Source organism: Clostridium aminobutyricum, assembly GCF_017255415.1.
In the GTDB taxonomy this organism is placed as follows: domain Bacteria; phylum Bacillota; class Clostridia; order Peptostreptococcales; family Anaerovoracaceae; genus Aminipila; species Aminipila aminobutyrica.
In genome coordinates this window covers 93602-106413 of sequence record NZ_JAFJZZ010000003.1, presented here as the reverse complement: position 1 = coordinate 106413, position 12812 = coordinate 93602, and the positions used below count along the sequence as shown (strand labels likewise).

The following is a 12812-nucleotide window of genomic DNA, read 5'->3' as shown; positions in this document are numbered from 1 at the left end:
ATCTGCGCATCCGCTTGTAGGAATCGGTCATTTAGTTAAAACCAAGCGGCATTTAAGAGATGAATTCCCTCTATGATTTCAGTTTCCGTAAGCCCGCTAAATCCCATCAACACCATATTATAGGAATAATCTTCTTTATTCCCCCAGTATATGCTTACAGGGTAAACTTTGACGCCCACTTCTGCTGCTTTCTCAATCAGCTCTTTTTCTTTCATGCCATTGAAGATTTCCAATAAAATATGGAGGCCTGCATTTCTTCCATGAATTTTTATTCGTTCTCCCATTACTTCTGCAATCGTACGAATTAAAATGTCATGCTTTCTCTTGTTTTTATTCGTAACTTTTCTAAGATGTCTGCTCCAATAGCCTTGATTCATGAACTCATACATTGCCTTTTGTTCTAACCAAGGTACAGCGCAATTATATCTTGAAAAATACGTTTGATAAATTTCCAATAGCGGCGGAGGTAAGACCACAAATCCCATTCTTAACCCCGGTGCAAATGCTTTGGAAAAAGAATTGATATATATTACACGCCCTGTTGTATCCAATGACTGAATGCAGGGAATAGGCCTGCTGTTATAACGTAACTCACTGTCATAATCATCTTCAATAATATAGGAATCATTTTGCTCTGCCCATTCAATCAAGCTAAGTCTTTTGTTTATCGGCATTACTGCCCCGGTTGGAAATTGGTGAGAAGGCGTAATAAACACGGCTTTTGCCTCCGATTTCTTAAGGAAATCAATATTGAGGCCATCTTCTTGAACCGGAGTTAATATCATATTGAATCCATGATTTCTGAAAACATCTCTTGCACTATCATAAGTAGGCTCTTCAATGGCAAGGGTATTTGTGTTCTTCATTAATAGTTGACAGATTAGGCTTATACAAGCTAGAGTGGCAGGACGCAAAATAATTTGATCCGGCTCACAATTTACACCTCTGGACTCATGAAGATATTTCTGAATTTCAGTTCTTAACTCTAATTCTCCGGTTCTATTGTTGTATGCTGTTAAACAATCGATCTCATCAGAAAGTAACGTTTGATTTAAAAGTTTTCTCCATATACTAAGAGGAAAATCTGACACATTTAATCTTCCATATTGAAAATTATATTTTTTTATAGTGGATATTCCTTGTTCATGAAATTGTTTTACTTCTTTTTCTGTCTTCAACTCTTTAAAATGCTCATACAAATTCGTCTCAAATTTTTCTACCAGATATCCACTACCTACTTTACTTGAGATGTAGCCTTCCGAATAAAGCTGCTGATATGCTGCTTCTACAGTATTGCGGCTAACATTCATATTTTTTGATAAATCTCTTATGGAGGGGAGCATCATTCCTTCTGCGATTTCACCAGAAACAATTAAATTTTGATAATGACTGTATATTTGCATATACAATGAAATCTTAGAATCTTTATCAAGTATTAACATCTTATTCCTCCAACTGTATCCATTAATATTTAAAAAATTGTCCCTTTTGCAGGTTAAAATACAATCATATAATACCATTAAACTTGCAAGTTATAAATTGATAATTTATGAAACGGATGTATTCTGCAAAACAAACTGATAACAAAACTATTTAATTATTAAGGAGGATAATCAAATGGAAATGCGTAGAAGGGATCGCCTTATGAGTAATGAAGACGCACTGAATATTTTAAAAGAAGGTGAATATGGAATTCTTGCAACGGTTGATTCGAATGGACAGCCATATGGAGTTCCCTTAAGCTATATTGTTATTGATAATACTATATATTATCATGGCGCAAATGCCGGTGGTACCAAGCACAATAATATAATCAATAATGATAAAGTAACCTTTACTGTTGTAGGAAAAACGAAGATTTTACCCGATAAATTTGGAACGCTTTATGAAAGTGTCATTGCCTTTGGGAAAGCTGCTTTAGTGACGGATGAAGCGGAAAGCCTCATGGCATTCAAAGAGTTCCTTTATAAATACTGTACAGATTATATAGCTGAAGGAGAAAAATATATCGACACTGCAGGTTCAAAAGCAATGATAGTAAAAATAGCAATAGACAGCTTAACAGGTAAGCATAGAGTTTAATTAAAAAAATAGAAGATGGAATTTATAAAAGGGTTAAGAACATTTAAATATTCCTAACCCTTTCTTATGCTATAATTAATCCGCCTTATCTCAATACAACTAAAGCCTTCTTTCATCTCCTCTATAAAGATGGCACTTGTGATAAAGGATACGGCTTGGCCGGTCCATATTGTAAAAAAATCTTGTTTCCATTTTGAAGTTTGTTTATTCATCTCTGTTTTCTCCTTACATCTTTATTGTTGGTCTCCATATGGGTTTGGCAATAAAAAATGCAGGCTAAACTCCGCAATGCGAGCTTTAGTCTGCATACCAACGTCAAAAGACAAGAGAAAAACACATAGCCCAATGGCTACATTTCACCCATATCATGTCTCAATTCGCCAAACAAGTACAACAAAAAAGCCCACGCTTGTGGATATTATGACTACTTTTTTATTGCCTTCTTATCGTAAGCGAACAGAATACATAGATGAATATCCTCCTACAAATCATTTATTCCAAATAATTTTATTATAGATCATATTCTTATGTCAAATTTCCTTATATGTATTTTAAGCCCTGTCTTTGCAGTTCAGCTGTAATGACTGATAACATGTCATGCACCGTTGTATAGCTACTCAGTATCTTATTTTTCTCAATCACTAAACATAAATAAATCAAGATCGGTAAATTATATTTATTTAGTATGGACCAACCGCCTTCTACTTCCTTCTCGATGATACCTTTCGCTTTTTCCTTCTTCGCATAATACAGTTCCACCCTGTACCGTTCATCTAAAACACTCATAAATACTTCTTTATCTGATAAAGCAGGATTCATTTTCTTTATCCCCGTGTATGACGATATGACTTGATTTAATGTTATTCTCCAATTACCTAATCCCATTGCTTTTATTAGTAGTACCAATAAAAATGTAATTCCAATGCCAGACATTAACCAAATCATAAAAATTCCTCCTACCATATTGAAATCAGTTAGATGATATTATAATTGCGTTCATTATACCATATACAATTGCATTAATTATCAAAAAAACCATAATAATTCTAAAAATTGTTTCAAATACTAGAAAACTTTCTTTAAAGTGTACTTTGATATTTAGCTTTTTATCTCTACATAGTAAAATTCATTTTCATGCCACTTTATAAATTTTTCGAAGTCAAAAAAGGAGATTCCTATGGTAGCCGTATTGACATTCGGATGGAAATTTACGACTTCCTCTTTCATTAAGTCCTTATCGATTAAGACGGTGACCTCTCGGTCCGCATCGTTTATGATGCCGAAAGGGGTAACGGAACCCGGCGTGAGCTTCAAATATTGATATAATCTTTCCGCTGATGCAAAGGATAGACCGGATGTTCCGATTTGTCTCGCCAGCAGTTTCAAATCCAGCCTTTTATTTTCTTCTACAATTACAAGGTAATACTTACCCTCTTTTTTGCTTTTCAAAAAAAGGTTTTTGCATTTCCCGCCTAAAATGGCTAATTTTAATTCCTTTGCTTCATTCACCGTATACACCGGCGGATGTTCATATCGAACATAATTGATCTCTAATAAATTTAAAATATCATATACGTCTTGCTCGTTTTTCCCAACCATTCCTCTTTTGACTCCGTTTCATTAAATTCTGTATGATTCATTATTGTTCTGCGGTTATTTCCTACACTCATTATAATATAGTTCTTCTTATTTTCAAGTTTACATTCTCATTTTTCCGATCTTGATAATTCAATATTCCATAGCTGAAGAAAAGAGAAGGTTTTTCGTCACGTTTCACTAAGATTTTCTCACTTCTTTCATAAAATGCACTCCTTGATTTCTGTCTGCTTAATCTTTCAAAACCCTTTGATTTGGCCTTTTCCGACACTTATCTTACAATTTTCCAACAAGACATAGCGATTAACTAGGGGAAAAAATGAAATTTATATATAATTAGTATTTATAAAAATTTAAATGGTGATATAATGTTTTTTGTCTAAATAGAACGTAAATTATAAATATTTTGTAAAGGAGTGATACTTTTTGTCTGGCAAAATTAGAAGAATGATTGATAATATCATTCAAGAAAGGGCCAAAGGGAATCCCGTAATCATTGAGATGACTAAATCCAAATTTATTCTCAAGGGAATTAATCCAGACAATTTTGATAGCCGATCAGTGGACGACCCCATGATTATTGAGAAACTTATTCATATCTCTAAAGAATTTAATGTAGAAAACTACGTTGATAAGAAAGCAAATATTGCTACCGCTTCTTCGAGTAAAGCTACAGAGGAAGAAATTGTATCTGAAATTAAACACCAATTAAGTTGCTGCAACGCAAAACTATTAGTATTCTTTGCATCACCTCATTTTAATCAAGAAAAACTGAGTTATTTGATGCAAGAATCCTTCGAAGATTGTACGGTAACAGGATGTTCAAGTGCAGGGGAACATATCGATGAACATCTATTGAAAGATGCCGTTGTTGCAATCGCTTTAAGCTCAAATATAATTTCTGATGTCAAACACGAATTGATTGATCTTAGTCAAGAAACTTTAAATATCGATAATGCCTTTCTTTCTTTTGAAAAACATTTCAATGAGAGTTCTTATACCATGGACCTGTCGAAATATGTCGGATTAATTCTAATAGACGGGTTATGCATGAAAGAAGAAAAGCTCATGGATCTAATCGGAAATCGAACGAATGTCTACTTCGTTGGCGGCTCCGCCGGAGATAATCTCAAATTTACCCAGACTTATGTTTTTGCCAGTGGAAAAGTTTATACCAATTCAGCCCTTCTTATTTTGTTAAAAGTAAAGGATATGGTTCAATTTAATATTATTAAAACTCAAAGTTTCAAAGCATTGGATAAATTATTGGTTGCGAATAAAGTCAATGAAAGCAGCCGAGAAGTGATTGAGTTTAATAATAAGCCTGCCCTTTTGGAATACGCTAACGCAGTAGGTGCATCTTCTGTAGAGGATGCACCTAAATACTTTAAAAAGAATCCGCTGGGATTATTTATAGAACCAAGTGATATCCTAATCCGAAGTCCTCAGCGGGCAAAGGGCAACAGTATATTATTTTATTGCAATATCCTGGAAGGTATGGAGGTTCAACTGCTTGATGCTACAGATATCATTGAAGATACAAAAAAGGCGATTGATGACAATGTGAAGCAACATGGCAAAATTGATGCGATTATCAACTTTGACTGCATTGAGCGAAGACATACTTTGGAAGAAAAAGGTATCACAAAGCAGTACGGCAAAATTTTCAATGATATTCCAACGGTAGGCTTAACCACATACGGAGAAGAATTTATCGGTCACACCAACCTTACCTCCACTATGCTGGTTTTCAGACAGAAAAAAAAGCACATGGACGAGATCACCCAGCAGCTTAAGGAGTTCAACATTTTGCTGGAAGAAGAAATCACGGAACGGATAAAAGTCGAGGAGGCTCTGCGGGATACACTTGAAAAAAAGCGAATGGAAGAGCTTCAAAAAAGCATTGAAGAAGAACGGAAAAGCTTGAATCATCTAAAAGAATACGATCGAATTAAAACAGAATTTTTCGCCAATATTTCGCATGAACTCCGAACCCCTATTAATGTCGTTTTCTCCGTATTGCAGCTTTGTGATTCCAGTTTGAAAGGGTGTTCCAGCTTAAACCGTTCTTCCGATTGTAAAAAATATATAAATATTATGAAGCAAAACTGTTATCGGCTTTTAAGATTAGTAAACAATTTGATCGATATCACTAAAATTGATGCGGGTTATTTTAAAATACACGAAACCAACAACGAAGTCATCAGTCTTATAGAAGATATTACTTTATCTGTAGCGGATTATATTGAAAGCAAAGGCTTATCACTAGTTTTTGACACGGATGTAGAAGAAAAAATACTTGCTTGTGATCCGGAAAAGATTGAGCGGATTATCTTAAATCTACTCTCCAATGCCGTTAAGTTTACGCCTCCCGGCGGGCAAATCATGGTTACTATCGAAAATGGGAGTGAAAATATTTGTGTAAAGGTCATCGATACAGGCCGAGGAATCCCTGAAAATAAGCTTCATTCCATATTTGAACGCTTTGTACAAATCGATAAATCTCTTACAAGAGACCATGAAGGGAGCGGAATAGGACTTTCTCTGGTGAAAACCCTAGTGGAATTGCATGGCGGTACGATACACGCTGAAAGCCAATTAGGACAAGGTACTGAAATGATTATACAACTGCCTTGCAAATTAGTAGAAGAAAGTCACGGTAAAGTGATCTGCGGTAATTCCAGAGAAAAACATTATATAGAGAAAATAGATATAGAGTTTTCAGACATCTATAAGATACACTAATATATGCACTTATAGTTTTAATTTTTATTTTTATCTAAATAATAAGATGTCTTAAATAGGTTTATCATGATTGGGCAGCAGACGCCAATGAATATTTTGAGGAATGTTCATCGATGTTTACTGCCCAATATTAATCTATTGAAGACATCTTTATTTTTTATGAAATTATTCCACTTCTCCGCCTTCTACAACCAACTCGTCAGGGTTTGCTGTATCTCCATAGACAGGAGCTAGTGTTTCTGCATAGTTGGCATGGAAGAACTGTTCTTCACCAAGTGCCTTAATTTCGTTGTTCAGCCAATCCAATAAGCTTGTGTTTCCTTTTTGAACGGCAGGAGCAATCGTATCGATACTACCTAAAGACTCAATACCAACCGTGAATCCAGGGTTTGCGATCGCCCATGCAAGTACTTCCGTATTGTCTGTACTGAATGCATCACCACGTCCGTCCAGCAGTGCATTGTACGCCTGCGCATATTCATCATACTTTTGAAGTTCTACATCAGGATAGTTTTCAGAGAAGTATGTTTCAGCTGTCGTTCCTTTGCAAACGATTAAAGTCTTGCCTGCCAGCTCTTCCACACCATTGATAGGTGCCTTCTCCGGTGAAACAACACCTAAAGCTACCTTCATGTAAGGAAGTGCAAAATCTACCTGCTGTGCACGTTCATCCGTTACGGTGAAGTTTGCCAGAATAATGTCAACCTTGCCAGTCTTTAAATATTCTACACGGCTTGCGGGTTCAACCGAAACATATTTTACTTTTACATCTAAATCTTTCGCGATACGGTTTGCAAAGTATACGTCATATCCTTGATATTCGCCGTTTTCATCCACATAACCAAACGGAGCTTTATCACTGAATACGCCGATTATGATTTCCCCGCTGTCTTTAATTTCATCTAAGCTGCGAGCGGTTGTTGCAGGTTCCTTTTCTCCTGCCTTTTCGCTGTCCTCTGCTTTACTGCCGCAAGCAGTCAGTGCAGTAACTGTTAAAATAAGTACTAATAATACGGATAAAATTTTCTTCATCGTTTCTCCCTCTTTTCTTTTATTTTTATATGGTGAGCACCAAGCTCACTAGAGCAATATATCTTCATCTCTGTTTCGCACAGAGTTGAATTCAAAGGTATTTAAAAAGCGTTTTGCCCGTTCAGTCTTCGGTGAAGAAAAGAATTCTCCAGGCAGAGACTCCTCTACAATCTGTCCCTTGTCAATAAAGATGACGCGATCTGCAACAGCTTTGGCAAACTGCATTTCATGGGTCACAATCACCATCGTTCTGCCCTGTCGGGCTAGTTCCAACAACACATCTAAAACTTCTCTTACCATTTCCGGATCGAGTGCAGCCGTTACTTCATCAAATAATAGAACTTCCGGATGCATGCAGAGTGCTCTTACGATGGCCACACGCTGTTTCTGTCCGCCTGATAATTGCCGCGGATAGGCATCCTTCTTATCAATCAGGCCTACTCGTTCAAGCCACTCCTCGGCTTCCGCAATAACAGACGCTTTTTCTCTTTTTTGCACCTTAACAGGCGCTAAAATAATATTTTCTAAAATCGTCAAATGGGGGAACAGATCATAGCTTTGAAATACCATGCCGATTTTCTGACGAATCGCCGTCATGTTTTTTCCTTTTAAGCTGACCGCTTCTTGGTCTAAAAATATTTCACCTTCCTGTATTCCCTCAAGTCCGTTCAGACATCGAAGCAAGGTGCTTTTTCCGCATCCGGACGGTCCGACTACGACGATTACTTCCCCTTTATTGATATCTAAATTTAAATCATTTAAAACGACAGTTTCCCCAAAGCTCTTTTTCAAATGCCGAATGCTCAAAACTATCTCTTTTTCTTTCATGCCGTTTACCTCCATCTCTTCTCCAACCCCTTCGCAAGCAGCGAAATCAGCCAGCAAGTGAAGAAGTAGAGGAAAAATACAACCCCATAAATCCACAATGCTGCCGTCGGCACCGTATAACGATTAGCATCTATAATTTGCTGACCAACCTTTAATACTTCTACAACGCCGATGAGTACCACTAAACTCGTCGTTTTAATCATACGGGTAATTAAGTTAATAGCCAGCGGTATCAATCTTCGCAGCGTCTGTGGAATGATGATATACCGATAAATCTCGAATTTGTTCATCCCCAGCGCACTTCCGCTATCGTACTGATGCTTCGGAATGCTGATTAATGCGCTTCTAACCAAATCGCCCATTTCTGCGGTTCCCCAAAGAGTAAAGACAAGAATCGCACTGAATTCAGCCGAAAGATTAATGCCAAAAGCTCTCGTGATACCGAAATATACCAGAAATAGCAGAACCAATTGAGGCATAATCCGTATGAATTCCAAGTATAGCTTCGTCAATACCTTTGTGAATGGATTCTTTATATTCATCACCATCCCCAGCAAGATTCCCAGCGGAATGGACAAGCCTACCGAAATCAAGCTGATTCGTACTGTCACCCATAAGCCGACCAGCAAACGGATCGAGTTTGTTCCTTCGAATAGGACTCTAATTCCCAAATCCTGCATAGCGAAGCCTCCTTTCCAGAAGTGTCGACAACACTGAAATCGGCAGTAAAATCACCAAGTAGGATATTACCAGCATGAACAGCGCTTCATCTGTCTTATAGTAAAGTCCTATCAAATCTTTCGCTACGTACATCAGGTCCGCAAGGGCAATCGCGCTGAACACCGAAGTCTCTTTGATGAGGAAAATCACATTGGCGCAAAAGGCCGGAATCGATAAACTGATCGCCTGCGGCAAAATCACATACTGCATAATCTGCAGCCGATTCATCCCAAGGCTCATAGCGGATTCCTGCTGAATCGATTCAATGGACTCCAAGCCGCTGCGAAAGGCTTCTGCCATATAACTGCCTCCGAGAAAAGTCAGACCGATGATCGCACACCCCTCTGCACTAATGGAAATACCCAGCTTAGGCAATCCGAAATAGAGGAAAAATAATTGTACAAGCAACGGCGTATTGCGGCTGAGTTCTATGTAACAGGAAGCGACTCTCTTTAAAATCGGAATCTTATAGTATTGAATGATACTGCAAATCATCCCAACTACAATGGAAAGAACGATGCCGATGATTCCAATTCGAATAACCAGCAATGCTGCGTCCTGATACAGACAGGTATTTTGTTTTATAAAATCCCAATTCAATTTGATTGCTCCTTTCTTTTTATTCTCTTAGTATTTCTATCTATTTAGTAGGTAATTAAAATATACCATCCCCCATTTAATCCGTCAACCCCCATTTTCGATATTGGGCAAATTAGGACATTCTTTTTATATCTGCTTCAAAGATAGCTTGAAATTTCAATGATTGACATCACTCTCATTTATCTCTATAATAAAAGCATCTAGATACAGATTGGAGATGAAAAAATGATTAACTTTTCTTGCTAACAACATTAGTTTACAAAGCAAAACCTATAAATACGGTAGAATTTATACTGCTAGTTTTGTGGTGCGCTTTGGCAAGAAAGTTACATTTTCTCACAATCATAACATAAAACCTAACCTTCTACAATCCCTCTTTATTTAAAAGAGTATTGTAGTTGTTATGGATGCAGAAAATAGCTTTCTTGCATCTATTTTTTTTCATAAAATGCTTGCTGCAAAAAATGAAACGCCGGCTTTTTATGTGACTATTGGAGGTGACGTTTTATGTCTTTAATTAATATCCAACAACTAACTTTCGCTTATGAAGGTAGTTATGATCCTATTTTTGAAAATACTTCTTTTCAAATCGATACCAATTGGAAACTAGGTTTTATCGGTAGAAACGGAAGGGGCAAGACTACTTTTTTAAAGCTCTTACTGAATCAATACGAATATTCCGGTACCATATCCTCTTCCGTATCGTTTGATTATTTCCCTTATCCGGTAAAAAATTCTTCCCAGATCACCATCGACGTTCTTGAAGAGATTCTGCCGGACTATGAATACTGGCGGCTGTCCAAGGAATGTTCTTTGTTGGATCTATCGGAAGAAGTGCTCTATCGTCCTTTTGAGACGTTGAGTCATGGGGAGCAGACAAAAGTTCTGCTTGCTATTTTGTTTCTAAAAGAAAATAATTTTCTTCTGATTGATGAGCCGACCAATCATTTGGATAGGCAAGCCAGAGAAACCGTCAGTCAATATCTGAAACGAAAAAAATCGTTTATCCTTGTTTCTCATGATCGTGCCTTTCTGGATACTTGTGTTGACCATATCCTGTCAATTAATAAAACAGATATCGAAGTGCAGCAAGGGAATTTTTCAACCTGGCAGCAGAACAAGGAATATAGTGACCAATTTGAACTCGCTGAAAACGAAAAGTTGCAAAAGGACATCAAACGTCTCTCTGAAGCCGCTCGTCGCACATCAAACTGGTCGGATAAAACAGAGAAAAGCAAATCCGGTCCAGATGTACCGGATCGGGGCTTTGTAGGCCATAAGGCGGCCAAATTGATGAAACGGGCTAAATCTTCTGAGCTTCGTATGGAAAAATCCATTGAATCCAAATCACAATTACTGAAAAACATTGAATCCAATGACGCGCTCAAAATTAAACCGATCCCCTATCCTCAGCAGAAATTAATGGAAGCAAATCAACTGTCCTTATTTTATGATGAAAAAGCAATCTTCGAGAATATTAGTTTCTCCGTATTGCAAGGACAGCGGATAGCGATTCAAGGTAAAAACGGATGCGGAAAAACCAGCCTGTTAAAAATAATCTTAGGAGAACAGAAGGACTACCAAGGCATCCTGAATATAGGGAATGGGCTGAAAATTTCGTCTATTTCGCAAGACACCTCCTTTTTAAAAGGAGAGCTGGACGAATTTGCGAGGCGACATGATATTGACCTTACCCTCTTTAAAACGATTCTTCGAAAACTTGATTTTTCAAGGCTGCAATTCGAGAAGAAAATGGAGGATTTCAGCGAGGGACAGAAAAAAAAGGTGCTTATTGCAAAGAGTCTATGCGAACAAGCCCACCTTTATGTATGGGATGAACCGCTTAATTTTATTGATGTATTATCACGTATTCAGATTGAAAACTTAATCTTAGAATATCAACCGACAATGTTATTGGTAGAACATGATAAAAAATTCGTGGATATGATCGCCACAGATATTCTATATTTATAAATTAAGCCTTCCATATTAAATAAAGGGGATCGCTCAAGATTTATCTGGTCAGATGAATGGTCTTGAGTCTCCCCTTTATTATTTACAGTCTTTTATATTATTGTAAGCTGCCGCTGATTCGAGATGAGAAAGGAATGCTTCACACCCCTCCATAATATCGTTATAAGTTTCATCAAAATTTCCCGTATACCACGGATCGGCTATGTCTCGGGGATCGGATGAAAAATCAAGTAGCCGAAATATTTTTTGATTGGCGTCTTCTCCGACAATTCGTGCAAGATTTCGCAGATTATTGCTGTCCATACACAGGAGATATTCATAATCCTCATAATCCCTTTTCGTTACCTGCGCTGCTTTTCGGTCGGAGTAAGGGATACCGATTTCAGTAAGCTTTGTTTTCGTGCCGCGGTGAATATCATTCCCAATCTCTTCACGGCTCGTGGCGGCAGAAGCAATCTCAAATTCTTCAGAAATCCCTCTTTTACGAACCATATGCTTCAGCACATACTCCGCCATCGGGCTTCTGCAAATATTTCCGTGGCAGATAAATAAAACTTTTGTCATGCTGCTCTCCTTCCCCTTCTTTCTATACGTCATATACGCTGAAATCTATTTTACAAATAGAAATTTTCATCGAAAAGTATTTTCTCCATCATTTCTTCACAATCTATTTATACAATAAGTTTAAAATTATAGGAGGTCAATACGATGAATATGACACATTATATGTCTTTATTGGCAAGCAATCAACCTTGGAATCTGATTATTTTCATGGTTATCCCTGTTATCTGTGCGGAAGCACTTACTATAACAGAGTTTTTCATTATTTTTAATAGGTCAAATGCAGGCGGTTTAAGAACCTTTAACAAAGTAGTAGGTATCTTCGCAGGAATTTACTTTACAGGAATTTTTATTTACTTATTCTCAACGGCGTTTATCCCTTTGACAACCAGCAGTGGCTGGCATACTTGGGTAGACGTGGTAGCTGTCGGCTTCTATTTAAGCGGAGTCCTCTTCCTTCTTCCGATTGCATTGCTGGAGCTTGGTGTTATAGGCAGAAAGAAATCTCAGGAAGAAAAAATGAAGATTCATTTCCTTCTTATCTCCGGATTCCTGGTAGTCGCTCACATCGCTATGATCTTTGGTATGGTGAACCCAGAAATTGTCGGTAATATGTCTAACATGTCTGATATGTCTGCTATGTAAAATTTAAAGCGATAGACTGCATAAGGCGA

Annotated in this window: 13 protein-coding genes; 4 read left to right on the top strand and 9 right to left on the bottom strand. The window is 37.3% G+C overall.

The window, feature by feature from the left end:
• Nucleotides 1–35: 35 nt before the first annotated feature.
• On the bottom strand, nucleotides 36–1442 hold the full coding sequence (gene pdxR / locus JYB65_RS08950; protein ID WP_206582323.1) for a MocR-like pyridoxine biosynthesis transcription factor PdxR: 1407 nt from the start codon (nucleotides 1440–1442) through the stop codon (nucleotides 36–38).
• A gap of 175 nt (nucleotides 1443–1617) precedes the next feature.
• On the opposite strand from pdxR, the gene JYB65_RS08945 reads away from it, so the two are divergent.
• The gene (locus tag JYB65_RS08945) at nucleotides 1618–2082 is read left to right on the top strand and encodes a pyridoxamine 5'-phosphate oxidase family protein (protein WP_206582322.1); all 465 of its coding nucleotides are present in this window, start codon (nucleotides 1618–1620) and stop codon (nucleotides 2080–2082) included.
• Between the two features lie 53 nt (nucleotides 2083–2135).
• Here the strand turns inward: JYB65_RS08945 and JYB65_RS08940 are convergent, their stop codons facing one another.
• The 3 genes from JYB65_RS08940 to JYB65_RS08930 form a co-directional block, all read right to left on the bottom strand.
• Complete coding sequence (locus tag JYB65_RS08940; RefSeq protein WP_206582486.1) at nucleotides 2136–2294, bottom strand: hypothetical protein; 159 nt, start codon at nucleotides 2292–2294, stop codon at nucleotides 2136–2138.
• A gap of 328 nt (nucleotides 2295–2622) precedes the next feature.
• The gene (locus JYB65_RS08935) at nucleotides 2623–3027 is read right to left on the bottom strand and encodes a hypothetical protein (protein WP_206582321.1); all 405 of its coding nucleotides are present in this window, start codon (nucleotides 3025–3027) and stop codon (nucleotides 2623–2625) included.
• 153 nt (nucleotides 3028–3180) lie between these two features.
• Nucleotides 3181–3681, bottom strand: a complete 501-nt coding sequence (locus JYB65_RS08930) for a prolyl-tRNA synthetase associated domain-containing protein (protein ID WP_206582320.1) — start codon at nucleotides 3679–3681, stop codon at nucleotides 3181–3183.
• Between the two features lie 423 nt (nucleotides 3682–4104).
• Between JYB65_RS08930 and JYB65_RS08925 the strand changes: the two genes are divergently transcribed.
• Nucleotides 4105–6423 carry an FIST N-terminal domain-containing protein gene (locus JYB65_RS08925; protein WP_245156642.1) on the top strand — a complete coding sequence of 773 codons (2319 nt, stop codon included), beginning with the start codon at nucleotides 4105–4107 and terminating at the stop codon, nucleotides 6421–6423.
• Nucleotides 6424–6588: 165 nt separating this feature from the next.
• Here the strand turns inward: JYB65_RS08925 and JYB65_RS08920 are convergent, their stop codons facing one another.
• Genes JYB65_RS08920 through JYB65_RS08905 form a run of 4 tightly spaced genes read right to left on the bottom strand, consistent with a single transcriptional unit; the run spans nucleotide 6589 to nucleotide 9603 of the window.
• Entirely contained in the window at nucleotides 6589–7455 is an 867-nt protein-coding gene (locus JYB65_RS08920; RefSeq protein WP_206582319.1) for a cysteine ABC transporter substrate-binding protein, read from the bottom strand.
• A 48-nt stretch (nucleotides 7456–7503) separates the two neighbouring features.
• Nucleotides 7504–8283 carry an amino acid ABC transporter ATP-binding protein gene (locus JYB65_RS08915; RefSeq protein ID WP_245156641.1) on the bottom strand — a complete coding sequence of 260 codons (780 nt, stop codon included), beginning with the start codon at nucleotides 8281–8283 and terminating at the stop codon, nucleotides 7504–7506.
• Between the two features lie 5 nt (nucleotides 8284–8288).
• Nucleotides 8289–8963, bottom strand: coding sequence for an amino acid ABC transporter permease (locus JYB65_RS08910; protein WP_206582317.1), 675 nt, complete (start codon nucleotides 8961–8963; stop codon nucleotides 8289–8291).
• Nucleotides 8944–9603 carry an amino acid ABC transporter permease gene (locus JYB65_RS08905; protein WP_206582316.1) on the bottom strand — a complete coding sequence of 220 codons (660 nt, stop codon included), beginning with the start codon at nucleotides 9601–9603 and terminating at the stop codon, nucleotides 8944–8946. The genes JYB65_RS08910 and JYB65_RS08905 overlap by 20 nt, the downstream gene beginning before the upstream one ends.
• A 507-nt stretch (nucleotides 9604–10110) precedes the next feature.
• Between JYB65_RS08905 and abc-f the strand changes: the two genes are divergently transcribed.
• Nucleotides 10111–11577, top strand: coding sequence for a ribosomal protection-like ABC-F family protein (gene abc-f / locus JYB65_RS08900; RefSeq protein ID WP_206582315.1), 1467 nt, complete (start codon nucleotides 10111–10113; stop codon nucleotides 11575–11577).
• A gap of 78 nt (nucleotides 11578–11655) precedes the next feature.
• Here the strand turns inward: abc-f and JYB65_RS08895 are convergent, their stop codons facing one another.
• The gene (locus JYB65_RS08895) at nucleotides 11656–12141 is read right to left on the bottom strand and encodes a low molecular weight protein-tyrosine-phosphatase (protein ID WP_206582314.1); all 486 of its coding nucleotides are present in this window, start codon (nucleotides 12139–12141) and stop codon (nucleotides 11656–11658) included.
• 144 nt (nucleotides 12142–12285) lie between these two features.
• On the opposite strand from JYB65_RS08895, the gene JYB65_RS08890 reads away from it, so the two are divergent.
• Complete coding sequence (locus JYB65_RS08890) at nucleotides 12286–12783, top strand: DUF6803 family protein (RefSeq protein WP_206582313.1); 498 nt, start codon at nucleotides 12286–12288, stop codon at nucleotides 12781–12783.
• Nucleotides 12784–12812 lie beyond the last annotated feature (29 nt).

Bases quoted from the DNA above. Each gene is read 5' to 3' on its own strand.
- JYB65_RS08920 (WP_206582319.1), bottom strand. From the start codon at position 7,455: ATGAAGAAAATTTTATCCGTATTATTAGTACTTATTTTAACAGTTACT.
- JYB65_RS08945 (WP_206582322.1), top strand. From the start codon at position 1,618: ATGGAAATGCGTAGAAGGGATCGCCTTATGAGTAATGAAGACGCACTG.
- JYB65_RS08940 (WP_206582486.1), bottom strand. From the start codon at position 2,294: ATGAATAAACAAACTTCAAAATGGAAACAAGATTTTTTTACAATATGG.
- abc-f (WP_206582315.1), top strand. From the start codon at position 10,111: ATGTCTTTAATTAATATCCAACAACTAACTTTCGCTTATGAAGGTAGT.
- JYB65_RS08935 (WP_206582321.1), bottom strand. From the start codon at position 3,027: ATGATTTGGTTAATGTCTGGCATTGGAATTACATTTTTATTGGTACTA.
- JYB65_RS08895 (WP_206582314.1), bottom strand. From the start codon at position 12,141: ATGACAAAAGTTTTATTTATCTGCCACGGAAATATTTGCAGAAGCCCG.
- pdxR (WP_206582323.1), bottom strand. From the start codon at position 1,442: ATGTTAATACTTGATAAAGATTCTAAGATTTCATTGTATATGCAAATA.
- JYB65_RS08890 (WP_206582313.1), top strand. From the start codon at position 12,286: ATGAATATGACACATTATATGTCTTTATTGGCAAGCAATCAACCTTGG.
- JYB65_RS08910 (WP_206582317.1), bottom strand. From the start codon at position 8,963: ATGCAGGATTTGGGAATTAGAGTCCTATTCGAAGGAACAAACTCGATC.
- JYB65_RS08930 (WP_206582320.1), bottom strand. From the start codon at position 3,681: ATGGTTGGGAAAAACGAGCAAGACGTATATGATATTTTAAATTTATTA.
- JYB65_RS08915 (WP_245156641.1), bottom strand. From the start codon at position 8,283: ATGAAAGAAAAAGAGATAGTTTTGAGCATTCGGCATTTGAAAAAGAGC.